The organism is Alphaproteobacteria bacterium (assembly GCA_019635875.1).
Classification (GTDB): Bacteria; Pseudomonadota; Alphaproteobacteria; order Reyranellales; family Reyranellaceae; genus JAFAZJ01.
Window position 1 is genome coordinate 26,193 of sequence record JAHBYP010000004.1, and the last position, 23,793, is coordinate 49,985.

A 23,793-nucleotide genomic window follows, 5' to 3' on the forward strand; every position below is an offset into this window, starting at 1 on the left:
AGGGAGAAGACCGCATGCTTCGCGAACGAAGGCCGCCATCACGCGATGCCTTTCCTCCCGATCCCTGGAAGCTCTCGGTGGTCAAGCTCGAGGCGGAGATCTCGGACGAGCTCATCGGGCAGACAGAGACGATGTTCGCGCTGTCCAACGGCTATCTCGGCATGCGCGGCATCCTGGACGAAGGCGCGCCGATCCAGGAGCCCGGAACCTATCTCAATGGCTTCTACGAGTACCGGCCCATCACCTACGGCGAGATCGCCTGGGGCTTTCCGCAGCACGGCCAGAGCATGCTCAACTGTCCGGACGGAATCCCGATCCGGCTCTTCGTGGATGGCGAGTCGCTCGATGCGGCCAGTGGCGGTGTCCTTTCCTTCCGCCGGCAGATCAATCTCGAGGAGGGACTTCTGGAGCGCGAGATGGAGTGGCGGACGCGATCGGCGAAGCGGGTTCGCCTGCGCACCGTGCGGCTCGTGTCGCTGGCCGATCGTCACCTGGCGGCGATCGAATGGGAGCTGACGCTGCCCGAGGCGGGCGCGGACATCGTGATCCGCTCCGACCTCGTCGAGCGCCAGCCCCTGCCGCTCTTCGACCATGACCCGCGTCTGGCGAGTGGTCACACGGAGAAGGTGCTTGAGCCGCTCGGACGCCATGGCGATGGCGCGAGGGCGCTCCTTGCGTACGGCACGAGCATCAGCGGGCTGGTTCTCGGCTGCGGGATGGATCACTCGATCGAGGCGGACGCCCCGGTCGACATCGAGCCGGGGCTTGACGAGAGCGGCGCCTCGATCGCCTTCAGCCTCCGAGCCGAAAAGGGCGCGGTCATCAGGCTGCGCAAGTATCTCGCCTACCACTACGACAAGGCCGTTTCGCCCGCCGACATGATCGTCAGGACGGGCGAGACCCTGGACCGGGCGAAGGGCGCGGGGTTCCCGGCGATCCGCGGGCGCCAGAAGGCGGACATGGCCGCTTTCTGGAAGCGCGCCGACGTGGAGATCGACACCGCGGATCCGCGCATGCAGCAGGTGGTGCGCTGGAACCTCTTCCAGCTCCTCCAGGCCTCCGAGCGCGTCGAAGGGCGGAGCATCGGCGCCCGCGGCCTGACCGGCCGGACCTACGAAGGACACTACTTCTGGGACACGGAAATCTACGTGCTGCCGTTCCTGATCTACACCAACCCTGCCGTGGCGCGACAGGTGCTCATGTTTCGCTGCGACACGCTCGACAAGGCGCGGGCGCGCGCGATCGAGCTGGGTCAACGGGGCGCCACCTTTCCCTGGCGGACCATCAATGGCGAGGAGGCGTCGGCCTACTACGCGGCTGGCACGGCGCAATATCACATCAATGCCGACATCGCCTACGCCGTGAGGAAGTACGTGGAGGTCACCGGCGACGAGGATTTCCTGCATCGCCATGGCGCGGAGCTCATGGTCGAGACGGCGCGGCTCTGGTGCGACCTCGGCTTCTTCTCCAGGCGCAGGGACGGCAGGTTCTGCATCAATGGCGTGACCGGCCCGGACGAGTACAACGCCGTCGTCGACAACAACTACTTCACGAACCTCATGGCGAGCGCGAACATGGCCTACGCCGCCGACATGGTGGCGTCGATGCAAGTCCATGCGCCGGAAGCCTATGACGAGCTTGTCGCGCGCACCGCGCTCGGCGAGGACGAACCGAGCGAGTGGCGGCTCGCCTCGGAGCGCATGTATCTGCCCTACGACGAGCGCCTCAAGGTGCATCCCCAGGACGACAGCTTCCTCGACAAGGAGGTCTGGGATTTCGAGAGCACGCCGGAGGCCAACTATCCGCTCCTGCTGCACTACCACCCGCTGAACCTCTACCGCCGGCAGGTCATCAAGCAGGCCGACACGGTGCTCGCCATGTTCCTGCTGGGGGAACGGTTCAGCGAGGAGGAGAAGAAGCGCAACTTCGACTACTACGATCCGATCACCACGCACGACTCCTCGCTGTCGATCTGCATACAGAGCATCGTCGCCAACGAGATCGGCTATCGACAGAAGGCGGCCGAGTATTTCCGCTTCGCCGCGACGATGGATCTGTCCGACATCGGCGGGAACATGAAGCACGGCGCCCACATCGCCTCGATCGGCGGAACCTGGATGGCGCTGGTCTATGGATTCGCCGGCATGAGGGACTATGGCGGGCGTATCTCGTTTCGTCCGTCCCTTGCGTCCGAATGGCGGTCGCTGCAGTTCCCGCTGCGGGTCCGGGGCCAGCTGATCAGGGTGCGCATCGATCACGACATGACGAGCTACGTGTTGATGGAGGGCGAGGGGCTGGCTCTCTGGCATGCGGGCGAGGAGCTGCGCCTGAGCAGGGCCGATCCCGAAGCCCGTCGGCCAACGCCGCGCGTGCCGGTCGGGGAGCCGGCGGCTGGTCCGGGGGTGTCAGACCCCGCCGTGACCGGCGCCTGAACGCCCGGCGACCGAAACCCGGGACAGGTCCGCGACGACGGCGTGCGCGCCGCGGTCGACCAGGCGGCGCTCTCTTTGCCGGCCTTCGCCGATGCCGATGAGCAGCCTGAAGCCGGCGCGGCGGCCGGCCTCGATCCCGGCTTCGGCGTCCTCGAAGAGAACCGCCCGATCCGCCGTCGTCCCAAGCCGCCGCAGCGCTTCGAGCAGCAATGCCGGGTCGGGCTTGCCGGGAAGTTCCAGGCGCTCCGCGTCGATGCCGTCCACGCGTGTATCGACGAGGTCCTTGAGGCCGGCCGCCTCGAGAACGGTGGCGCAGTTGGCGCTGGACGAGGCCACCGCGATCTTCAGGCCGCTTGCGCGCAGCGACGTGATCAGCTCCACCGCTCCCGGATTGGCCCGGCTGTCGCGCCTCAGCCGATCCTGGACCAGGCGATTCTTCGTCCGGCCGATGCCCGCGATGGTATCGAGCGTCTCGGCGGCCTCGGCATTTCCCTCGGGCAGTGTCAGCCGTCTCGAGGCCAGGAAGGTGCGGATGCCTTCGAGCCTTGGACGGCCATCGACATATCGCAGATAGTCCGCTTCGATATCGAAGCCTTGCGCGGCCGGGGTTGCACGGGAAAGGACCTGATCGAAGACCTGCTTCCAGACCGCGGCGTGGACGCGCGCTGTGTCCGTCAATACCCCGTCGAGATCGAAGACCGCCGCATCGAAATCATCAGGATCGATCTCGGCAATCATCTTCACTCCAGATCATCGCTTCCCGGCGGGAGTCCGATCTGGATCAGGTCGCCCTGCGGATGGATATTTTCAAGAAGGCGACGGCTCGCCCCACGACAGCCCGTCAGCTGCCCGACATCGAACCCAGGATCAGGGTGATCGCACCGCCGAAGAAGAGGGCGGTCACGGCCCATTGCAGGCCTTCACCCAGCGCGTTCTGCACGCTGGCGATGACGTCGCAGACCCGCTCGAAACCGCTGCGGTACATCGTTGCTCCCCCTTGCGCCCCATGATTGAAGGTGGACGCGGTCTGCGCCGCGTTCCACTTGAAGACTTGTCTGCTTGCGATCGCCGAGGCGGCGGCGGTCCACGATACTCCCCCTGGATCCCGCCGCCGTTGCTCCTCGCGCCCCCAATTCCCCCGTTAGTAAAGAGTTCCCCCAAAGCGAGACTTGGCAGATCGATATTCCCTAGACTTCCCCAGACTTCGTCGTTGCTTGTCAGTCCCTGATCACGATCCCGGCGGGCGCACCTTGTCGGTCCCGGCGAGCATAATCCCCCGCCCGCCGGCCAATAACGCTGTGCTGTGTTCCGCTGGGATTTGTCGAACCGCCCTCAGGCGGCGCTTACCCTGGATGAACCAACTTTGATGCTTTCCAATCCCCTTGACGATCAATCCGAACTGTCAACCCCGGGTTGATTCAAGAGCCCCGGGAGCCTTATTCGTGGATTGTAATTATCTTTCGCTGTATTGCCGTCACGCGTTAAACTTGCGTGATGAGGGGAATGTGCCGATGTCGAAGATTGCTGTCAAACTCAAATTCACACCATTGAATTGGCTGGAGAATTTGCCGCCTGTTGATAACTTTGGCGTGATTTTGACGATAAATTAATGAGCCAAATTGGAAGGCGATTCAATCCATTATGGATGAATCTTTACCAAGGATCGCACTCACGCTGCGGTGAGGCTTTTCAACCGGCGTTCGACCGACTTTTTCGCGTCGGCGCTCATTTTTCACGATCCGCCGTTCCATTGGCGCAGCGCGCCGGTGTCGATATGCACGAAGCCGCTGGCGGGATAGGCGCCGATGCCGCCCATGCCCAATCCCAGGCCCGCTGCGGTGGCGCGAATCCGCTCGACGCTGTAGCCCGGCAGCATCACGTCGATCGCCTGGCCGCGCATGTGCAGGCTGTCGCGGGCCACGCCGTTGTGCACGGTGGACAGCCAGGCATTGGTCTTCGGCGAGCGATAGGCCGAGGCGACATGCCAGGCGCCCTTCGAGCCCAGCCGCTTCTGGATCATCCAAAGGATGTCGTAGAGCCGGGGATCGAGCGCCACCCGGGTGCCGCTGCGGCGATCGCGCAGGAAGCGGTCGAGACGATCGAGCTGCGGACGCGAATAGACGCCGTCCGTGCGATAGACCGCGGTCGTCATCTCCTTGGTCTGCAGGTTGACGAAGGAGAGGATGCGCGGCGCGCGATCGTTCGGGTCACCCAGCCGCCAGGCCAGGTTGGGCGGCGCCATGTTGGCGGAGCGCGACCGCGCTTCGTACTGGGCCGAGGCATCAGTGCCGATGGCGAGGAGGGCGAGCGTACCCAGCAGGGCGATGGCTGATCGATGCATGCAGCCATCCTGCAATGCCCGTCAGGACGCGGCCGGTGTCAAAAAAGGGGCCGGGAAGCACCTACCAGCGGCGAAACGGGCCGGTGTCGAGATGCACGAAGCCGGTGCGCGGGTAGTAGCCGACGCCGCCCATGCCCAGCTCGATCGCCGCGGCACGCAATTGCGCCGCGCTGCGGTCGGGCAGGACGACGTCGATCGCCCGTCCGCGAATGTGCAGGCTGTCGTCGGCGACGCCGCTCGAGATGATGGCCAGGAAGGCGTTGGACTGCCGCGAACGGTAGCCCGACAGGACGTGATAGGCCGCCGTCGAGCCCAGCCGCTGGCGCGTCAGCCAGAGGATGTCGAACAGCCGCGGATCGATCGCCACGACTCGGCCGCTGGTGCCGTCGCGCAGGAGGTGGTTGAGCCGCTTCAGCGCGTCCGGCACGTAGGCGCCATCGCGCCAGTAGGCGACGGTGACCGACTCTCTTGTGCTCGGGTTGAAGAGGGACAGGGTGCGCGACCGTTGCCCGTCGGCGCCGGCGAGGTGCGGCGTCAGGGCTGGCCGCGCCGATGCGGCGCAGAGCAGGGCAGCCAGCAGGACGATGGCGAGCGCACGCGACATGGGGCGCCATCCGGATTGTGTGGCGCGATGCTACACCCGCGCCAGCGGTCTGTCGCTCCTACCAGCGTCGAACCGGGCCGGTATCGAGATGCACGAAGCCGGTGCGCGGGTAGTAGCCGACGCCGCCCATGCCCAGCTCGAGCCCGGCGGCGCGCACCTGCGCGGCGCTGCGGCCGGGCAGGATGACGTCCATCGCCTGGCCACGCATGTGCAGGCTGTTGTCGGCAACGCCGCTCGACGTGCTGGCCAGCCAGGCATTGGTCTGCGGCGAGCGATAGGCCGAGACGACGCTGTAGGCCGAGGTCGAGCGCAGGCGGTGGCGCACCAGCCAGAGGATGTCGAAGAGCTGCGGATCGATGTTGACCTGCGTGTCGCTGCGGCTGTCGCGCAGGAAATGGTTGAGCCGCTGCAGCGCGGCCGGCACGTAGGCGCCGTTGCGCCGGTAGGTGACGGTGATCGACTCGCGGGTGTGGAGGTTGAAGAACGACAGCGTGCGCGGCGCGCGCTGGTCGACGATGGCGGGACGCGGCGGCAGGACGGTGCGCCGCGCCGGCGGGGCGTAGCGCCCGACGCCCCATTTGGTCGACGGCCGCCTTGCCGCCGGCCGCGCCGCGGCCCGCCCGCGGATCGAGCCGGCCTTGCGGATGGCGGGTTTGCGGATGGCGGGTTTGCGGGCCGCCGGCTTGCGGACGGCGCTGCGCATCTTGGCCGACGACTTCGCGACCGGCCGCGCGGGCGCCGCGACCGGCTTCTTGGCGTGCACGATCGGGGACCGCTTGGCGGTCTTCTTCACCTGGGCAAAGGCCTCGACGCTGCCGGCGACGCTCACGAGGACCGCCAGCAGGGCGATGGCGAGGGTACGCAACATGAGGGGGCGCCATCAGACTGGAGTGGCGCGATGCTACACGCCGGGCCGACGGACAACAATCGCCAGCATGATTGTGCGGCGCTGCGGCGCATGCCAAGACTGGCGCCGGTAGCGTGCGGGAGAGCGTGGATCATGGCTGGCGAGACCGTCAATTCGACCGAGATGCTGCGACGCCTGGTGGGCTTCGACACCACGTCGCGCGACTCCAACATGGCACTGATCGAGCATGTGAAGGCCTATCTCGCCGACCACGGCGTCGATTCGACCGTGGTGCCGAACGAGGAGGGCACCAAGGCCAATCTCTACGCCACGATCGGCCCGATGGTCGAAGGCGGCGTCGTGCTGTCGGGCCATACCGACGTCGTGCCGGTCGACGGCCAGCCCTGGGATGCCGATCCCTTCACCCTGCGCGACGGCGGCGACCGGTGGTTCGGCCGCGGCACCTGCGACATGAAGGCGTTCCCCGCCGTGGCGCTGGCGCTGCTGCCGGAGTTCAAGAGATCGGGCATGAAGGTGCCGGTGCACCTGGCGCTCTCCTACGACGAGGAGATCGGTTGCCTGGGCGCGCATTCGCTGGTCGAGCGGCTGATGGGCGACGTGCCGCGGCCGCGCGCGGTGATCGTCGGCGAGCCCACCATGATGGGCGTGGTCAATGCGCAGAACTGGGGCGGCGGGCTGATCACCACCTTCACCGGCTTCGAGGCGCATTCCTCGATGACGCATCTGGGGGTGAGCGCCATCCATTTCGCCGGCGAGTTCATCCACTTCCTCAATGGCCTGCAGGATGAGCTGGCGGCGCGCAGGCGGCCTGACCTCGACACCGTGCCCAACCACACCACGATCAATGTCGGCGTGATCAACGGCGGCACCGCCGGCAACATCCTGGCGCGCCAGTGCATCGTCAACTGGGGCTATCGCACCCTGCCGGGCGACGACGAGTGGGAGGTGCAGCGGCGCGCCGTTGCCTATCTCACCGACACGCTGCTGCCCGCCATGCGCGCGCGCCATCCGGCGGCCAACATCGAGACCAAGCGGCGCTCGATGGTGCCGGGTCTCAAGCCGGACGAGAACCGCGAGGCCGAGCAGCTGGCGTTGCGCTGGACCAACACCAACCGCACCTATGCCGTGCCCTACGGCACCGAAGCCGGCATCTTCCGCGCCGTCGGCATCCCCACCGTGATCTGCGGCCCCGGCGACATCGCCCAGGCGCACCAGCCCAACGAGTTCATCCTCAAGTCGCAGATCACCGCCTGCGAGACCTTCATGCGCCGCCTGATGGACTGGGGCGCCAGGCAGGCGGCGTAGGCAGGGTGTCGCCTACGGCGTTGAACTCCCTCTCCCCGCGTGCGGGGAGAGGGTCGGGGTGAGGGGTCGATTCAGGTTGCGCACGATGGTGGTGCGCCACTCGATGCAGCCCCTCACCCCAACCCTCTCCCCGCAAGCGGGGAGAGGGAGCAATGGCCATCGCGGATCCGTCATGTCTACCGCACGCGCGCTATCGCGGTGCGAAGTACTCGACCTCGCCGCGGCTTGAGGGCGGCCAGACATCGGCGACGGTGCGCGAACCGTCGCTGCGCATCTCGCCCAGCCCGCCACAGGCGACGTTGGGGTAGAACGCGCCGTCCGGCGCCGTGGCGCCCGGGCCGGGCACGACGATCGCGGTATGGGCCTGGGCGGAACCGCCCGAGCCGGCGACCACGAGCCCGCCGGCATTGGCGTGCTGCTGCGCCGCCTGCGAGTCGGCAAGCGTGCTCCAGTGCTGGCGCATGTGGTCGACCTGCTCGTAGGCCATCTTGCCGCCGAGCTCGTCGAAGCCCATGCGTTCGGCGACGTGGGCCACCGACTGGTTGCCGTAGTGCGGATGCAGGGCGAGGCTTTCGCGCGCCAGTGCCGCCAGATGCGTCGCGGCGGCATCGACGGGCAGGGCTTCCTCGGGCGCGCCGAACAGGCGGCGGAAGAACCGCCTCAGTGCCCAGAACGGCCCCTGGTTCGCAAGCGACGGCGCGCGCGCGTACGGCTCGTTCCAGTCCCTGTCGTTGGTGTAGAGCGTGCGTGAGGCGCTGTCGTCGCGCCAGATCCCGGTGCGGTCGCTGTCATCGGTTCGGGTGGGCGGATCGTCGGACTCGGCGAAGCGTGCCGGCTCGCCATCGCTCGACGACGAGGAGGCGCTGTCGGCCGTCTCGGCCGACTGGAGATCCGATTCATACCCCGACTCGGAATACGCCATGGTGATGCTCCCCCGCGTGTGCTCCCTCTCCCCGCAAGCGGGGAGAGGGTTGGGGTGAGGGGCTGCCGCAAGTGGCGCACGACGACTGTGCCCAACCTGAAACGACCCCTCACCCCGACCCTCTCCCCGCAAGCGGGGAGAGGGAGGAAAACGAATCCGACCGACGCTACGCCGGCGCGGGCAGGAGGCCAAGCACGCGCATGTAGCCGTCGGCCATCCGCTCGAGGCTGAACGCGCGCTGCGCCCGCAGCCGTGCCTCGCGGCCCATCTCGGCGCGCAGCCCGGGTGTCGCGAGCAGCCTCTCCAGCGCGCCGGCGAGGCCGTGCGAGTCGCCGCGCGCCACGAGATGGCCGGTGACGCCGTCGACGACCTGCTCGTTCATGCCGCCGGCATCGGTGGCGACGACCGCCAGGCCATGCGCCATGGCCTCGAGCGACGCGTTGGGACAGCCGGCCGGTTCGGCGACCAGCGCGAAGGCGTCGAGGCCGGGCAGGAATTCCTCGGCGGCGACATGGCCGAGCCAGCGCACCGGAAGATCCGCGGCGCCGGCCCGCAGCCCGGCCGCGTAGGCCTCCTGGCCGATGTCGGGCGCGCCGCCGACCAGCAGCTCGAATTCATCGTGCCGCGCGCGCAGTCCGCGCACCGCGTCGAGCAGCTGCTCGAGCTTCTTGTCCGGCGCGATGCGGCAGAGCGTGCCGAGCTTCATGCGCGCGCCGGGCGACGGCGTCGCCGCCGGGCGCGGCGCCACGCCGTTGGGGATCACATGCACCGGGCAGCCCAGCGCTTCGGCCGCGATGGGCATCTCGCGCGCGTACTTCACCACCACGCCGTCGAGCACGTCGCCGTAGTCGGCGGGACGCAGAAACGGCAGCGCCTTCGCCGGCGACGCGAAGTAGCGCTCGAGCGAGCGGAAATACATCTCGCCCGGGCTGACGTCGAAGATGCGATGGCCGACGGCGAGATCGCCGATGCGCAGCTTCATCTCGGTGATGGCGTTCCAGTACACGATGCTGGCGTAGCGGCCGGCGTCGGCGACGGCGCAGGCTTGCGCGGCCAGCGCCGGAAGGTCGCGCTGGATGGCGGCGGGCATCGCGTGGATCGCGTGACCGGCGCGTTGCAGGCCCAAGGTGCCGGGGCTGGACCGTTCCCGCGTCTCGCCGACGAGGAACGCCGCGCAGCGCACGCCGCGGCGCCGCAGCTCGCCCATCAGGCGCGCCAGGCTGGATTGCGCGCCGCCGACGGCGAAGTCGTTGCACACGAAGAGGACGCCGTCCCTCGCTGTGTCGTCCGCCAGCACGCGGCGCACCAGGCTCGCGTAGCGCCGCGACATGCGCGCGGCGGAGAACTCGTCATCCACCGTCGACGCCTGACCACGACCCCTGGTGTGCAGCGCCAGGATCGCGTCGGCAAAGGCCCGCGGTTCGGCGTCGACATCGACGAAGCTGCATTGCTTGAAGCCGCGCTCGAGCTCGTCGGCGCCGTTGGTGCGCGTTGCGACGATCGGCAGGCCGCTTCGCGCCGCCTCGATCTGCGACAGGCTCAGCCCCTCATAGGCGCTCGTCGCGAGGTACACGTCGGCCAGGCGCAGCCACGCATCGATGTCCTCGACCGGTCCGATCCAGTGGATGAATTCCTTTGCCGCCGCGCGATCGTCGCCGCGATGGCCGACGACGATGGCATGGGCATCGACGCCGGCGCGGCGCAGGCAGGCGACGATGGGCGCGATCCGGTCGAGTCGCTTCTGCGGCCGGTCGTTGGCGATGCTGAGCACGACCAGCGCGTCGGGCGCGATGGCGAGATGCTGCCGCGTGGGCGGCGTGCTTGCGCCACTCGCCGACGCCGGGCGGTCGGCGACGCCGTTCCATGCCGTGCGCACCGGGTGCAGCCCCTCGGCGCGCGCCTGGCGCGTCACGCCCAGGGAGCAGCCGATGACCAGCCGCATGTTGCGCGCCGCCTCCGCCTGGCCCGGTGGCCAGCCCTGGCGGTCGTTGTGCAGGGTGAGAAGGCAGGGCCGCTCCAGCGCGGCCAGCGCATCGAGCGCGTCCGAGGACAGCAGGTGCAGGCTCAGCACGTCGGCGCCCCAGGCACGCAGCGCATCGCGCAGGCGGCCCATGCGTGCCGCCCCGCGTGCCGTGCCCGCGTAGGCGAGGAACGCATCGGGGCCGGCGTCGAGCGCCTCGCGCTGCGGCCTGTCGAGGACGAAGAGGCGGCTGGCGACGCGCTCGCGCGGCAGCAGCCGCGCGAGCTCGGCCGCGACCCGCTCGGCGCCGCCGACATGCAGCGAGGTGATGCAGATCGCCACCCGCGGACGCGGATCGCGCCGTGCGCCGAGTCCGCTGGCGGGCACCAGCCTGTGCGTGGCGCCGCATCGCAGGATCGCGTCCATCAGGCCGGGCGCGGCGTGCAGGTGTCGGGCCAAGGCGTCCGGCTGGCCGACCGACACGATCGCCGGTTCCTCGAGCTGCCCGGCGCTGCCGTCGAGCCTGCCGGCCTGGCGCTCGAAGACATCGCGCCACGCACCCTCGGGCAGGCCCGATTCATCGAGCGGTGGGCCGATCAGGGTGGCGGAGGAGGGGCCGGCGAGCCGCAGCATGGCCGGCTCCGACGGCAGCGTGCCGGCGCGCAGCAGCCAGGCGACGCGCCCGCCCGCGATCGCGTCGGCCAGCGTGGCAAGCGGCGTGGACGATGCCTGAAGCCCGCTCTCCCGCAGACGCCGCAGCGTGCGCCGTGCCATCCACGGCGGCTCGTCGGCGTGCCAGATGACGATCTTCGGTGGCGCGGTGGCGACGACGACGGCGGCGTTCCGCCTGAAGCCCGGCACCATTCAGGCGGTGACGTGGCCGCGTTGCTGCGCGACCTCGCTGATCGTCTTGACCAGCTCCGGGCGCTTGCCGGCGAGGTCGCGGAAATCGACGACGTCGAGCACGAGAAGCTCGGCGGTGTCGAGCACGGTGACCGTGGCGCTGCGCGTGCCGCCGGACAGCAGCGCCATCTCGCCGAAGAAATCGCCCGGCCCCAGCTCGGTGTCGGTGCGCCAGCCTTCGACGCGCACGCGGCCGGAGACGATGAAGTACATGCAGTCGCCGTCCTGGCCGCGCCGCATCAGCACCTTGCCGGGGCGCGCGTCGTCGATGCGCAGCAGGTGCACGATGTCGGCGATCAGATCGAGGCCGCCGTCGCGGAACAGCGGCACGCGCGCGCACAGGTCCCAGGTGCGCAGGAAGTCGCGCCGGCGCAGCTCGACCGAGAAGCCGCTGGCGAGGATGCCGGCCCACATGGCGAAGACGGCGATGCCGCTGACCATCACCACGCCCGCGACCATGCGCCCGGCCACGGTCTGCGGCGTGACATCGCCGTAACCGGTCGTCGTCAGGGTCACGATCGCCCACCACATCGCCGCGGGGATGCTGTGGAAGACCTCGGGCTGGATGTGGCGCTCCAGCACGTAGACCAGCGTCGCCGACAGCAGCAGCACGATCAGGAACACGGTGAGCACGCTGACCAGCGAGGTTCGCTGGGTGACGATCACCCGGCCGAGCATCGCCAGGCCCTCGGAGTAGCGCACGTACTTCAGCGACCAGACGATGCAGAACAGCGACTTGTCGTCGCCGGTCAGGTCGACATTGAGGCCGATGGGCATCGCCAGCATGGCCAGGAAGTCCGACAGGCCGGCGGGCGACAGGACATACCTCATCCTCGCGCGCCACGCGGGCGCCGACGATCCCTCGGGCGCCACCCAGATGCGCACCAGCCACTCCACGACATAGATCGCGGCGACGACGAAGGCGGTGCGCGAGGTGAGCTAGTGGGCCCACTCCGGCAGACCGGACAGCGTGTAGAGCACGACGGCGACAAGGCCGGTTGTTACCGTCGCGAAGTATGCGATGCGGAATTGTCGGGCTGCTGCTGTTCGGCCGTGGCGGCTGATGATCTGGCGGATGGTCTGGCGCACGCCATCAGTCTAGCGGTGAAGAGCGTGTGGATTCCACCCGCTTGACCGAATCCCGATCGCGAAGCGCCACCGCGCCGTCGCGCTGCGCGACGACCGGCTACAGCCGGTCGGTCGCGCCGCCCACCCGCGTCGCGCTGCGAAGTAGAGTCCTGTCCTGTCCTGTCCTGTCGTGTCGTGTCCTGTCCTGTCCTGTCCTGTCGTGTCGTGTCGTGTCGTGTCGTGTCGTGTCCTGTCCTGTCCTGTCAGCCGTCCCCGCGACGTCCCTGCGGACGTCCCGGGGACGTCTACGCAACCGATAATGTGATGCCTTTTCAATGCGACGACGTCGCGTCAGCCCCTTGACGGGAGGGTGGCGGACCGGCCATTTGAGCGGCGGTCCGGCGCTTCGGAGAGGGGCGCCGGGCATCCCATCGACTGCGCTCCACAGACGGACCCCATCATGCGCCGCGCACTCGTGCTTCTCGTATCCCTGCTGTCGCTCACCATCCTGCCCGTTCTCGCCGCCGAACCGCCGGCGCAGCCACCAGTGAAGGGACTGTGGCTGCTGACGGAGTATCCCTCGACCGTCGCCAAGCCGGGCGAGATCACCACCGTGAAGCTCAAGCTGCAGAACGCCGGCTTGGCGCCGGAAGTGCTGGCACTGTCGGTCGCCGACGTGCCGCAGGGCTGGAAGGTCGACATCCTGGGCGGCGGCCAGGTGGTCGGCGCGGCGATGCCGGCGATCAACGAATCGGTGACGCTGAACCTGCGCCTGGAGCTGCCGGCCGACACCGCGCCCGGCACCTATCCGGTCACCGTCGCCGCCAAGGGCGCCGCCAGCAGCGCCGAGTTGAAGCTGGCGATCACCGTGGGCGGCGACGTCGCCGCCAAGCTGTCGATGAAGACGCGGCTGCCGGCGCTGCGCGGCACGCCCAAGTCGAGCTTCGAGTACACCTTCACGGTGTCCAACGATTCGGGCAAGGACCTCGTGGTGCGCTTCGCCGCCGAGGGGCCGCGCGGCTTCCAGCCGACCTTCACCGAGGCCTATGGCAGCAACGAGATCAACCAGATCCCGATCGAGGCCGGCCAGAACAAGGACATCAAGGTGCGCGTCGGCCTGCCGCGCGACGTCGCCGCCGGCGACTACACCGTGCGCGTGCGCGCCACGGCCGAGAACGTCACGGCGGAAGCGCCGGTCACGCTGCAGATCGTCGGCACGCCGACGCTGCGCGTCTCGGGCCGCGACGGAAGGCTGAGCGGCGCGGCAGAGGCGGGCACCGCCTCGCCGGTGGTGATGGTGGTCAGCAACGAGGGCAGCGCGGTGGCCGACGACATCGAGCTCACCGGCTCGCTGCCGTCGGGCTGGACGGTCGAGTTCGAGCCCAGGCTGATCGACAAGCTGCCGCCGGGCGAGAAGAAGGAAGTCGTGGCGCAGATCAAGCCCACGGCCAAGGCGCTGGCCGGCGACTACATCGCCACGCTGCGCGCCGCGGCCAAGGCCGGCGACTCGGCGTCGGCCGATTTCCGCATCGCCGTCACCACCTCGACCCTGTGGGGCATCGTCGGCGTCGGCGTGATCGCCGTGGCCCTGCTGGTGCTGGTCGGCGCCGTGGCGCGATTCGGGCGCCGATGAGCCGGGGCCGCCGATGAGCGAAGACCTCGTCATCGAGGCACGCGGGCTGACGCGGCGCTACGGCCGCGGGCCCGCCCTGGCCGTCGACCACATCGACCTCGACATCAGGCGCGGCGAGATCTTCGGCCTGCTCGGGCCCAACGGCGCGGGCAAGACGACGACCATCCTGATGATCCTCGGCCTGACCGAATCGACCGAGGGCACCGTCACGGTGCTCGGCCACGACCCGCTGCGCGAGCCGCTGGAGGTCAAGCGCCGCGTCGGCTACCTGCCCGACGCGGTCGGCTTCTACGACAATCTCAGCGCGCGCGAGAACCTGATCTACACCGCGCGGCTGGCCGGCATCGCCAAGGCCGAGGCCAGGGCGCGCATCGAGGAATCGATCGAGCGGGTGCGTCTGTCCGACGTGATCGACCAGCGCGTCGCCACCTACTCGCGCGGCATGCGCCAGCGGCTGGGCCTGGCCGAGATCCTGATGAAGCGCGCCGAGATCGCCATCCTCGACGAGCCGACCTCGGGCCTCGATCCGCACGCCACGCTGGAGCTGCTCGACATGATCCGCGGCCTGAAGGCCGACGGCGTGGCGGTGATCATCTCCTCGCACCTGCTCGATCGCGTGCAGAGCGTGTGCGATCGCGTCGCCCTGTTCAGCAAGGGCAGGCTGGCGATGCAGGGCACGGTGGGCGAGCTGGGCCGCGAGGTGCTGGGCGTGCACCACGACCTGCTGGTCGAGGGCGATGCCGCCGACCTCGCCGAGCGCCTGCGCAAGGTCGAGGGCGTCACCGCCGTCGAGCCGACCGAGGGTCGCGCGCTGAAGGTCCTCGCCGACCGCGACGTGACGGCGGAGATCGCCGCCGCCACCGTGCGCGACGGCGGCCGTCTGCGCCAGCTCCGGTCCATCGAGCCCAGCCTCGAGGCGATCTACGAGCGCTATTTCGCGGGAGAGAAGCATGCGGCGTAGCGGCTCGCCCTTCACCGGCACCGCCGCGGTGTTCGCCAAGGAATACGCCGACCATCTCGGCAGCGCGCGCATGCGCGTGATCGAGGCGTTGGTCGTGATCGTCGGCGTGGTCGTGGTCTGGGTCGCCATGCGCGACCTGAAGGACAAGGTCACCCAGGACCAGTTCATCTTCCTGCGGCTGTTCACCTACGCGCCCGAGCACCAGCCGATCAACTTCGCCGGGCTGCTGACCTTCCTGATCCCGCTGGTCGCCATCGGCCTGGGCTTCGACGCCATCAACGGCGAGTTCAACCGCCGCACCATGAGCCGCGTGCTGTCGCAGCCGATCTATCGCGACGCGCTGCTGATCGGCAAGTTCCTCGCCGGCCTGGCGACCTTGGCCACCGGCCTGATCGCGCTGTGGCTGCTGGTGATGGGCGGCGGGCTGATCGTGCTGGGCGTGCCGCCCGGCGGCGAGGAGGTGGCGCGCGGCCTGGCCTTCCTGTTCGTCGCCACGGCCTATGGCGGCGTCTGGCTGGCGATCGCCATGCTGTGCTCGGTCCTGTTCCGCTCGGCCGCCACCTCGGCGCTCACGGCGCTCGGCATCTGGTTGTTCTTCTCCTTCCTCTGGCCGGTGATCGCGCCGGCGATCTTCGACGGCATCCTGCCGATGATCGCGCCGCAGCGCGTGCTCGCCGGCGGCGCCACGGCCGACGACGTCGCCGGCCTGCTCGACGTGCAGCAGCTGATCATGCGCTTGTCGCCCACGGTCGTGTTCCAGGAGGCGTGGCTCGGCGTTTTCAGCCCCGACCAGTTCAGCGACCAGCAGATCATGCGCATCCGGCTCGACCCGCGCCTGGGCCACCGCGTCATTCCCGGCGCGCCGCTCAGCTTCGGCCAGAGCCTGCTGATGGTCTGGCCGCAATTCACCTTCATGGTGGCTGGCGCCATCGTGATCTTCACGCTGGGCTACATCTCGTTCCAGCGCCAGGAGGTCAGGGCGTAGCGTTCGCTCGTCGTCATCCTGAGCGCAGCGAAGGATCTCGCGGTAGCGCGCACGCGCACCATCGACGGTGTCTGACCGCGAAAGTGCGAGATCCTTCGCTGCGCTCAGGATGACAGTGGCGTTTGATCAGCCGCGCGCTCAGTCGAGGTCGTCGGTCGTGATCAGCACCGAGTCGTCCGGCTCGACGGCGCCCGCGAGGAACTTGCGCCGGGCCTCCTGTTCGATCGCGTTTCGGTTGGCCTCGAACGTCTTCAGCTTGTCCTTGCGCTCGGGCTTGTAGTGGTCGTCGAGCGCTTCGCGGGTGATGGCGCACAGCACGCGCCGCGTGCCGTCGTCGCCCCAGAAGCGCACGGCCTCGTTGATGCTGTCGTAGCGCGGCTGCGGATCGGGGAAGTTCAGCACGCGCGCGTCGAGCAGGCCGAGCACGCCCAGGATGCTGAGCGCCGATGACAGCTGGATGTCCTTCTCGCCGTTCTCGAAGCGCGAGATGGTCGGCGTGCTGACCTCGGCGAGCTGCGCCAGGCGCCGTTGCGTCAGGTTCTGCGCCCTGCGCCGCGCCCGTGCCTCTTCGACAAGAGCCGTCCAATTGAGGCGAAACTGCCCTGCCATCGCTTCTCCATCAGGCCGATCAGGTCGCGCTTGAGCCGGGCCGCGCCGTGGTCGGCGGCCCTGATCGCGGCGATCGCCGCGGCCATGCGTTCACCGAGATCCTCGACCGCGCTCAGGATCGCCGGCTCGGCGAGCCCGAAGCCCGCGCCCAGCGCCGCCACGTGCTTGGGCATCAGGTTGCCGAGCGTCAGGTTCTTCGCGCCGCCGACGCCCAGCGCGATGGTGCGGTAGCCGTAATTCGCGGCGGCGATCAGGTCGTAGCCCGGCGTCAGCCGCAAGCCGTCGCGCGTGTGCAGCATGGCGAAGTTCTTGAGATGCGCGTCCGTGTTGCCGGTCAGCAGGCAGGCGAGGATGCGGCGGAACAGGCGATCCGCCTCGACCGGCAGGCAGCCCGGCGTGGTGCGGATGAAGGCGCCCATCTCCTCGTAGGCGCCCTCGTACTTGTCGTCGCCCGAACGGCGGCCAAGCAGCTGGTTGAACTCCTCGAAGTGCAGCCTGCGCACGCCGCCGCGGCCGACGCGACGGTCGAAGCGCCGCACGATCAGGGCGGGCTCGCCGACCCCATCGACTTCGCCGATCGTCATTTCGACGACCTGGTCGCGCGGCAGCAGCTCGGCGGTGGCCAGGGTGGTGAGAAGCTCGAGCTCGACGACGTCGCCCAGCCGGCCCGATGCCAGCTTGGCGATATGCGTGCTGATCTCGCCCAGCCCGGCCGGGCGCAACCGCCGGCCATCCCGTACGACCATCAGCTTGCGCTGCACGCCCGACAGCGAGGCGCGGCTGCGCAGCGCCGCTTCGACGACCTCGTCGCCCGAGGTCAACGTGCCGTCGGATCGCGCGTCGGGATCGACGACGGAGACGGCGCCGGCGAGATCGCGGCCGAAGCCGATCAGCAGGGCGAGCTTGTCGTCGGGCGACACACCCAGCGCCCGCGCCTGGGCGGCGAGCAGCCAGCCCTCGGCCGTGAGGTTGTCGAAGAACGGGTGAAGCCCGCCATCCTGCACGAAGGGCTGCGCGCGCAGCGGCAATGTGTGGGACACCGGCCGGGCCTGCGCCGCGCCGAGATAGGTGCTGTCGTAGGTGAACGTGCAGCGGCCGCCCGGATCGCGGCTCAGCGTGCCGGCGAAGACGTCGTCGTAGTAGACATTGCCCCAGCGAGGCGTAGCCACACAAACTCCGTTTTATACATCTTCTCCAGTATCATATTCTATAAAGCATGTTTTATCAAATCGTCGGTTCTCAGCTGCCGCCCTACGACATGGCTTTGCGCACCATGTCGACCAGCTTGAAGCCGAGGAGCATGGTGAGCGGTGCGGTGACGAGGCAGCCGATGATCAGGCCGACGGTGGCCGCGGTGGTCGAGCGCGTCTGCTGCGTCAGGCTGTAGTACAGCGCGCTCACCCACGATCCGGTCAACGGGATCACGACGCAGATCGCCACGAGCCCAATGGTGATCTGGGCGAACACGAAGGGAAAGTCCTTGTCGAACCGCGTCAGCGCCGCCGCCGCCGCGAAGGCGACCAGCAGCAGGACGGGGAAGAGCCACCAGGGGATTCTCATGCCGGACTCTGTAACCTAACTTCCACGATACGTCGAATAGCTCCATGGCGTCGCCAGCAGCGGCACGTGGTAGTGGCCCTCGGGCTCGGCGATGCCGAAGCGCAGCGGCACGATGTCGAGGAACGGCGTGTCGGCGGCAGGCACGCCGCGACGGGCGAAATATGCACCGATGTTGAAGCGAAGCTCGTAGACGCCGATACGCAGCGGCTGGTCGCCGACCAGCGGCTTGTCGGTGCGGCCGTCGGCATTGGTGATCGCGCTGGCGAGCCGGGTTTCGGGACCGTCGTCCTGCAGCTCGCAGAGGTCGATGCGCACACCCTCGGCCGGGCGGCCGATATGCGTGTCGAGCACATGGGTCGACAGGCGGCCGTTGACATTGGCCTTGCCCGGGCCGTCGACCGCGCCGTCGAGACGCAGGCGGGTGATCAGGCCGATTTCACCCAGCGCCGTCGCGTGCTCGATGGCGGCGTCGTTGGCCAGGCGGCGCTCGAACTGGCGCAGGATGGAGCTGCGCGTGTGGCGGCGCACGCAGACGATGAAGGGGATGCCGAAGCGCTGCGTGTAGGCCGCGTTGAGCTGATGGAAGCGCGCGTACTGCGGCTCGCTCAACCGGTCGAGCCCGGCGCCGGCCTGCTCGGCCGTCGAATCGGCCGTCAGCGCGCCCGCGCGCGCCGCCTTGCCGGCGAGGTCGGGATGGCCGCGCAGGAACTGCGTCTGCGTCTCGACCGATGCGGCGTCGACGACGTCGAGCATCGCGCGATGCAACTCGGCGACGGTGCTGAAGGGACGCTTCGATGCGGCCCCGTCGGCGACCCACGGCGCATGCTCGAAGATCGAGCCCAGCGCGGCGACGAACGCGTCGCGTGGCATGGCGTTGAGCTGGTCGAGGGTCAGGGTCATCGGGGACTGGCTCGGCGTCACTCCCTCTCCCCGCTTGCGGGGAGAGGGTCGGGGTGAGGGGCTGTCTCAGGTTGCGCACGGCGGCGGTGCGTCACTTGAGGCAACCCCTCACCCTAACCCTCTCCCCGCAAGCGGGGAGAGGGAATCTGAGTACCCGCAGGCCTGCAACGCCTCGAGCATGTGGTGCGGCGGCGGGGCGGTCACCTCGATCGGCGGCTTTGCCGGATAGAGCGGCAGGCGAATGGCGCGGCTGTGCAGGTGCAGCGGCGCGCGTGGCGGTTTGGGCCCGTAGACCGGATCGCCCAGCACCGGACAGCCCAGCGCCGCGGCATGGACGCGGATCTGATGGGTGCGGCCGGTGCGCGGGCGGAACTCGATCCAGGTGAGATTTGCGCTGCGGCCCTTGACCTCGTAGTCGGTGATCGCGCTCTGGCCCGCGGGGTCGGGCACCATCTTCCAGCCGGTCTCCTTGCGGCTCTCCTTGCGCAGCGCCAGGTCGATGGTGCCGCCGTCCTGCGGCGGCGCGCCGCCGACGACCGCCCAGTAGGTCTTGCCGGCAAGACCCTCACTGAACAGCCGACCGAGCCGGCGCAGCGCCTTGGGGTGGCGGCCCAGCACCAGGCAACCCGAGGTGTCGCGGTCGAGCCGATGGGCCAGCGCCGGGGGGCGCGGCAGGCCGTAGCGCAGGGCGTCGAAACCGGCCTCGAGGTTGGGGCCGCCGCCCGGGCCGGCATGCACCGGCAGGCCGGCCGGCTTGTCGATCACCAGCACCAGCCCGTCGCGATAGAGCACGCGGTCGGCCAGCGAGGGGGAGGGGCTCTTCATCCTGCGCGATGCATGCCACGGCGCTGCCGCCCGGACCACTCAAAGGTCGCGGCTCATTGAATAACCTTGCCGTGCGTAAGGATACATCTAGTCGCTGCGACTCTTTCGCAACACTATTGCTTGATGCAGCGGTGTGCCGCAATTCCTTGACAGGGATAGCCTTAACGGTCTCAATCCGGGCCACCGAATGAAGAAACGTTCACGTCCGGGAGGGCTGTGTTGAAGCCGACTGATATCGGCAATCCGGATTACTTTCATAAGGTCGTGGATTGCCAGTGGGCGTGTCCTGCCCACACGCCTGTACCCGAGTACATCCGCTTGATCGCGCACGGTCGGTACTCCGACGCCTACATGATCAATTGGAAGTCGAACGTCTTTCCGGGAATCCTCGGTCGCACCTGCGACCGCCCCTGCGAACCGGCCTGCCGCCGGACCCGTGTGGAAGACGAGACGTTGGTGAAGGGCAAGCGCGAGCCGGTGGCGATCTGTCGCCTCAAGCGCGTCGCCGCCGACTACAAGAATGGCGGGATCGACGAGCGCATGCCCAAGGCGCCGGCCAGGAACGGCAAGCGGATAGCCTGCATCGGCGGTGGCCCGGCCTCGCTGACGGTGGCGCGCGACCTCGCGGTGCTGGGCTACGAGATCACCATCTTCGACCAGGATCCCAAGCTGGGCGGCTTCATCCGCACCCAGATCCCGCACTTCCGCCTGCCCGAATCGGTGATCGACGAGGAAGTCGGCTACATCACCGGCATCGGCAACATAGACTTCGTGCACAAGCGCATCGACTCGCTCAAGGCGGTGCTGGCCGAGGGCTACGACGCGGTGTTCGTGGGATCCGGCGCGCCGCGCGGCCGCGAGCTCGACGTGCCCGGCCGGCAGGAAGCGGCCGAGAACATCCATATCGGCATCGACTGGCTGTCCTCGGTGTCGTTCGGCCACATCACCAAGGTCGGCAAGCGCGTGATCGTGCTGGGCGGCGGCAACACGGCGATGGATTGCTGCCGCACCGCACGCCGCCTGGGCGGCGAGGACGTCAAGGTCATCGTCCGCTCGGGCTTCGAGGAAATGAAGGCGTCTCCCTGGGAGAAGGAAGACGCCATGCACGAGGACATCCCGATCCTGAACTTCCTCGTGCCGAAGGAAGTGAAGCACGAGAACGGCAAGATCAAGGGTGTGCTGTTCGAGAAGGTGAAGGCCGAATACGACGCCAAGGGGCGCCGTTCGCTGGTGCCCACCGGCGAGCCCGATCCGTTCTACGAGTGCGACGACGTGCTGGTCGCCATCGGCCAGGAGAACGCCTTCCCGTGGATCGAGAAGGACGCCGGCGTCGAGTTCGACAAATGGGGCATGCCGGTCGTCGACGAGCGCACCTTCGCCTCGACCAACGGCAAGGTGTTCTTCGGCGGCGACGCGGCGTTCGGTCCGAAGAACATAATCTGGGCGGCCGCCCACGGGCACGAGGCGGCGATCTCGATCCATGCGCTGTGCACCGGCGGCGCGGTCGGCCTGCGCCCGGCGCCCGGCGTCAACATCGTCAGCCAGAAGATGGGCATCCACGAGTGGAGCTACGACAACGACATCTCGGTCGTGCAGCGCTTCAAGGTGCCGCATCGTGACAAGGCCGAGTCGCTGAAGGACATCATGGCCGAGGTCGAGCTCGGCTTCGATCCCGAGCTGGCGTGGAAGGAAGCGCAGCGCTGCCTGAACTGCGACGTGCAGACGGTCTTCACCGACAATCTGTGCATCGAGTGCGACGCCTGCGTCGACATCTGCCCGATGGACTGCATCTCCTTCACCGCTAACGGCGACGAGAAGGAGCTGCGCGGCCGGCTCAACGCGCCGGCGCTGAACCAGACGCAGGACCTGTACGTGTCCGGACTGCTGAAGACCAACCGCGTCATGGTGAAGGACGAGGACGTGTGCCTGCACTGCGGGCTGTGCGCCGAGCGCTGCCCGACCGGTGCCTGGGACATGCGCAAGTACTACGTCGAGATGACGCACGCGGAGCACGCATGCCACAAGCGATAGAGGCGGTGAACGACTTCGTCGTCAAGTTCGCCAACGTCAACGGCTCGGGCTCGGCCTCGGCCAACGAGCTGTTCGCCCGCTCGATCCTGCGCATGGGCGTGCCGGTCAGCCCGCGCAACATCTTCCCGTCCAATATCCAGGGCCTGCCGACCTGGTACGAGGTCAGGGTCAGCGGGAAGGGCTATCTCGGACGGCGCGGCGGCGTCGACCTGATGGTGGCGATGAACCCGCAGACCTGGGACGAGGACGTCAAGGAGATCGAGCCCGGCGGCTATCTGTTCTACGACGCCACCAAGCCGATGCCGGTTTCGGCCTTCCGTCCCGACATCAACCTCATCGGCGTGCCGCTCACCGCGATCACCAACGCCACCTATACCGACGCCCGACAGCGGCAGCTGTTCAAGAACATCATCTATGTCGGCGCGCTCTCGGTGCTGCTCGACATCGATCCCAAGGAGATCACCCGGCTGTTCGGCGAGCAGTACAAGGGCAAGGAGAAGCTGCTCGACTCCAACGTCAAGGCGCTGAACCTCGGCCGCGACTGGGTGCTGCGCCACATGGATCCGGCCAGCGTGAAGCTCAAGGTGCGGCGCGCCGACAATGTCGGCAACCGCATCTTCGTCGAAGGCAACAACGCCGCGGCACTGGGCTGCGTCTATGGCGGCGCCACGGTCTGCGCCTGGTATCCGATCACGCCCAGCTCCTCGCTGGCCGAGGCGTTCCAGGCGCATTGCAAGCGCCTGCGCCACGACAAGGAGACCGGCAAGGCCAAGTACGCCATCGTCCAGGCCGAGGACGAGCTGGCCTCGATCGGCATGGTGATCGGTGCCGCCTGGAACGGCGCGCGCGCCTTCACCGCGACCTCCGGCCCCGGCATCTCGCTGATGACCGAGTTCATCGGCCTGGCGTATTTCGCCGAGGTCCCGGCGGTGATCATCAACGTGCAGCGCGGCGGGCCGTCGACCGGCATGCCCACCCGCACGCAGCAGGCCGACATCCTGGGCTGCGCGCTGGCCTCGAACGGCGACACCAAGCACGTGCTGCTGTTCCCCGAGGATCCCAAGGAGTGCTTCGACTTCGGCGCGGAGTCGCTGAACCTCGCCGACCGCCTGCAGACGCCGGTGTTCATGATGACCGATCTCGACATCGGCATGAACCAGCGCCTGTGCGATCCCTTCGAGTGGGACGACGCCAAGGCCTATGATCGCGGCAAGGTGATGACGGCGGCGGAGCTCGAGGCGGGCAAGAAGTTCGGCCGCTACCTCGACGTCGACGACGACGGCATTCCGTTCCGCACCTATCCCGGCACGCATCCGACCAAGGGCGCCTTCTTCACCAGGGGCACGACCAAGGACGAGTTCGCGCGCTACTCGGAAGAGGGCCCGGTCTACGTCCGCAACATGGAGCGGCTGGAGAAGAAGTTCGACACCGCCAAGAAGATCGTGCCCATGGCCATCGAGCGCAAGGCAAAGGCCGCCACCAAGATGGGCGTGATCTATTTCGGCTCGACCAGCCCGGCGATGAACGAGGCCTTCGACCAGCTCGACGAGCAGGGCATCGCGCTCGACGGCCTGCGCGTGCGCGCCTATCCGTTCGGCCAGGAGGTCGTGGATTTCGTCAACGGGCACGACACGGTCTACTTCGTCGAGCAGAACCGCGACGGGCAGCTGCGCATGCTGCTCATCGACCAGCTCGGCGTCGATCCGAACAAGATCGTCGCCGTCCTGCACTACGACGGCACGCCGATCACGGCGCGCTTCATCACCAAGGCGATCGGCGAGCACCTCGCGCCGCCCAGCCGCATGGCGGCCGAATGATGGGCGCGTCGAACGTCATACCGTCCCCCGGAGGGGGAAGGTGCCCGAAGGGCGGAAGGGGGATGTCGA

General features: G+C 68.4%; 21 protein-coding genes. 7 read left to right on the forward strand and 14 right to left on the reverse strand.

Translation table 11 applies throughout. The annotated features are described in order from the left end of the window. Positions 1 to 14 precede the first annotated feature (14 nt). Positions 15 to 2,432, forward strand: coding sequence for a glycoside hydrolase family 65 protein (locus KF889_14860; protein ID MBX3500726.1), 2,418 nt, complete (start codon positions 15 to 17; stop codon positions 2,430 to 2,432). Here the strand turns inward: KF889_14860 and KF889_14865 are convergent. From KF889_14865 to KF889_14885, 5 genes are all read right to left on the reverse strand, one after another. Then, on the reverse strand, positions 2,406 to 3,170 hold the full coding sequence (locus tag KF889_14865; GenBank protein ID MBX3500727.1) for an HAD-IA family hydrolase: 765 nt from the start codon (positions 3,168 to 3,170) through the stop codon (positions 2,406 to 2,408). The genes KF889_14860 and KF889_14865 overlap by 27 nt on opposite strands. 103 nt (positions 3,171 to 3,273) lie before the next feature. Next, complete coding sequence (locus tag KF889_14870; GenBank protein MBX3500728.1) at positions 3,274 to 3,417, reverse strand: hypothetical protein; 144 nt, start codon at positions 3,415 to 3,417, stop codon at positions 3,274 to 3,276. Between the two features lie 747 nt (positions 3,418 to 4,164). Further along, the gene (locus tag KF889_14875; protein MBX3500729.1) at positions 4,165 to 4,773 is read right to left on the reverse strand and encodes a DUF882 domain-containing protein; all 609 of its coding nucleotides are present in this window, start codon (positions 4,771 to 4,773) and stop codon (positions 4,165 to 4,167) included. A 61-nt stretch (positions 4,774 to 4,834) separates the two neighbouring features. Further along, positions 4,835 to 5,377 (reverse strand): DUF882 domain-containing protein, encoded by a 543-nt coding sequence (locus KF889_14880; protein ID MBX3500730.1) that lies wholly within the window; start codon positions 5,375 to 5,377, stop codon positions 4,835 to 4,837. Between the two features lie 58 nt (positions 5,378 to 5,435). Then, positions 5,436 to 6,245, reverse strand: a complete 810-nt coding sequence (locus KF889_14885; GenBank protein ID MBX3500731.1) for a DUF882 domain-containing protein — start codon at positions 6,243 to 6,245, stop codon at positions 5,436 to 5,438. Between the two features lie 132 nt (positions 6,246 to 6,377). Here KF889_14885 and argE point away from each other — a divergent pair, with 132 nt between their 5' ends. Continuing rightward, positions 6,378 to 7,550 carry an acetylornithine deacetylase gene (argE, locus tag KF889_14890; GenBank protein MBX3500732.1) on the forward strand — a complete coding sequence of 391 codons (1,173 nt, stop codon included), beginning with the start codon at positions 6,378 to 6,380 and terminating at the stop codon, positions 7,548 to 7,550. A gap of 190 nt (positions 7,551 to 7,740) precedes the next feature. Here the strand turns inward: argE and KF889_14895 are convergent, their stop codons facing one another. The 4 genes from KF889_14895 to KF889_14910 all read right to left on the reverse strand — a co-directional run bounded on the left by KF889_14895 (position 7,741) and on the right by KF889_14910 (position 12,424). After that, a complete protein-coding gene (locus KF889_14895) occupies positions 7,741 to 8,472 on the reverse strand; it encodes a hypothetical protein (protein MBX3500733.1) in 732 nt (243 codons plus the stop codon). A gap of 166 nt (positions 8,473 to 8,638) precedes the next feature. Further along, positions 8,639 to 11,296, reverse strand: a complete 2,658-nt coding sequence (locus KF889_14900) for a glycosyltransferase family 4 protein (protein MBX3500734.1) — start codon at positions 11,294 to 11,296, stop codon at positions 8,639 to 8,641. Then, the gene (locus KF889_14905) at positions 11,297 to 12,232 is read right to left on the reverse strand and encodes a cyclic nucleotide-binding domain-containing protein (protein MBX3500735.1); all 936 of its coding nucleotides are present in this window, start codon (positions 12,230 to 12,232) and stop codon (positions 11,297 to 11,299) included. A 42-nt stretch (positions 12,233 to 12,274) separates the two neighbouring features. Beyond that, on the reverse strand, positions 12,275 to 12,424 hold the full coding sequence (locus KF889_14910; GenBank protein MBX3500736.1) for a hypothetical protein: 150 nt from the start codon (positions 12,422 to 12,424) through the stop codon (positions 12,275 to 12,277). Between the two features lie 439 nt (positions 12,425 to 12,863). On the opposite strand from KF889_14910, the gene KF889_14915 reads away from it, so the two are divergent. The 3 genes from KF889_14915 to KF889_14925 are packed head-to-tail and all read left to right on the forward strand — an operon-like array spanning position 12,864 to position 15,982. Next, a complete protein-coding gene (locus KF889_14915; protein ID MBX3500737.1) occupies positions 12,864 to 14,036 on the forward strand; it encodes a hypothetical protein in 1,173 nt (390 codons plus the stop codon). A 13-nt stretch (positions 14,037 to 14,049) separates the two neighbouring features. Further along, complete coding sequence (locus tag KF889_14920; GenBank protein ID MBX3500738.1) at positions 14,050 to 14,997, forward strand: ABC transporter ATP-binding protein; 948 nt, start codon at positions 14,050 to 14,052, stop codon at positions 14,995 to 14,997. Then, positions 14,987 to 15,982, forward strand: coding sequence for an ABC transporter permease (locus tag KF889_14925; protein MBX3500739.1), 996 nt, complete (start codon positions 14,987 to 14,989; stop codon positions 15,980 to 15,982). Before KF889_14920 ends, KF889_14925 begins: the two co-directional genes overlap by 11 nt. A 138-nt stretch (positions 15,983 to 16,120) precedes the next feature. On the opposite strand, the gene KF889_14930 is transcribed toward KF889_14925, so the two are convergent. From KF889_14930 to KF889_14950, 5 genes are all read right to left on the reverse strand, one after another. After that, the gene (locus KF889_14930; protein MBX3500740.1) at positions 16,121 to 16,591 is read right to left on the reverse strand and encodes a DUF1488 family protein; all 471 of its coding nucleotides are present in this window, start codon (positions 16,589 to 16,591) and stop codon (positions 16,121 to 16,123) included. Beyond that, entirely contained in the window at positions 16,516 to 17,760 is a 1,245-nt protein-coding gene (locus KF889_14935; protein ID MBX3500741.1) for a HipA domain-containing protein, read from the reverse strand. The genes KF889_14930 and KF889_14935 overlap by 76 nt, the downstream gene beginning before the upstream one ends. 82 nt (positions 17,761 to 17,842) lie before the next feature. After that, positions 17,843 to 18,151, reverse strand: coding sequence for a hypothetical protein (locus KF889_14940; protein ID MBX3500742.1), 309 nt, complete (start codon positions 18,149 to 18,151; stop codon positions 17,843 to 17,845). A gap of 15 nt (positions 18,152 to 18,166) precedes the next feature. Next, entirely contained in the window at positions 18,167 to 19,051 is an 885-nt protein-coding gene (uraD, locus tag KF889_14945; protein ID MBX3500743.1) for a 2-oxo-4-hydroxy-4-carboxy-5-ureidoimidazoline decarboxylase, read from the reverse strand. Positions 19,052 to 19,159: 108 nt separating this feature from the next. Beyond that, positions 19,160 to 19,876, reverse strand: coding sequence for an RNA pseudouridine synthase (locus tag KF889_14950; protein ID MBX3500744.1), 717 nt, complete (start codon positions 19,874 to 19,876; stop codon positions 19,160 to 19,162). A gap of 219 nt (positions 19,877 to 20,095) precedes the next feature. Here KF889_14950 and KF889_14955 point away from each other — a divergent pair, with 219 nt between their 5' ends. Both KF889_14955 and KF889_14960 read left to right on the forward strand, forming a co-directional pair. Next, positions 20,096 to 21,907, forward strand: a complete 1,812-nt coding sequence (locus KF889_14955) for an FAD-dependent oxidoreductase (GenBank protein ID MBX3500745.1) — start codon at positions 20,096 to 20,098, stop codon at positions 21,905 to 21,907. Next, positions 21,892 to 23,724, forward strand: a complete 1,833-nt coding sequence (locus tag KF889_14960) for a 2-oxoacid:acceptor oxidoreductase subunit alpha (protein ID MBX3500746.1) — start codon at positions 21,892 to 21,894, stop codon at positions 23,722 to 23,724. The genes KF889_14955 and KF889_14960 overlap by 16 nt, the downstream gene beginning before the upstream one ends. Positions 23,725 to 23,793 lie beyond the last annotated feature (69 nt).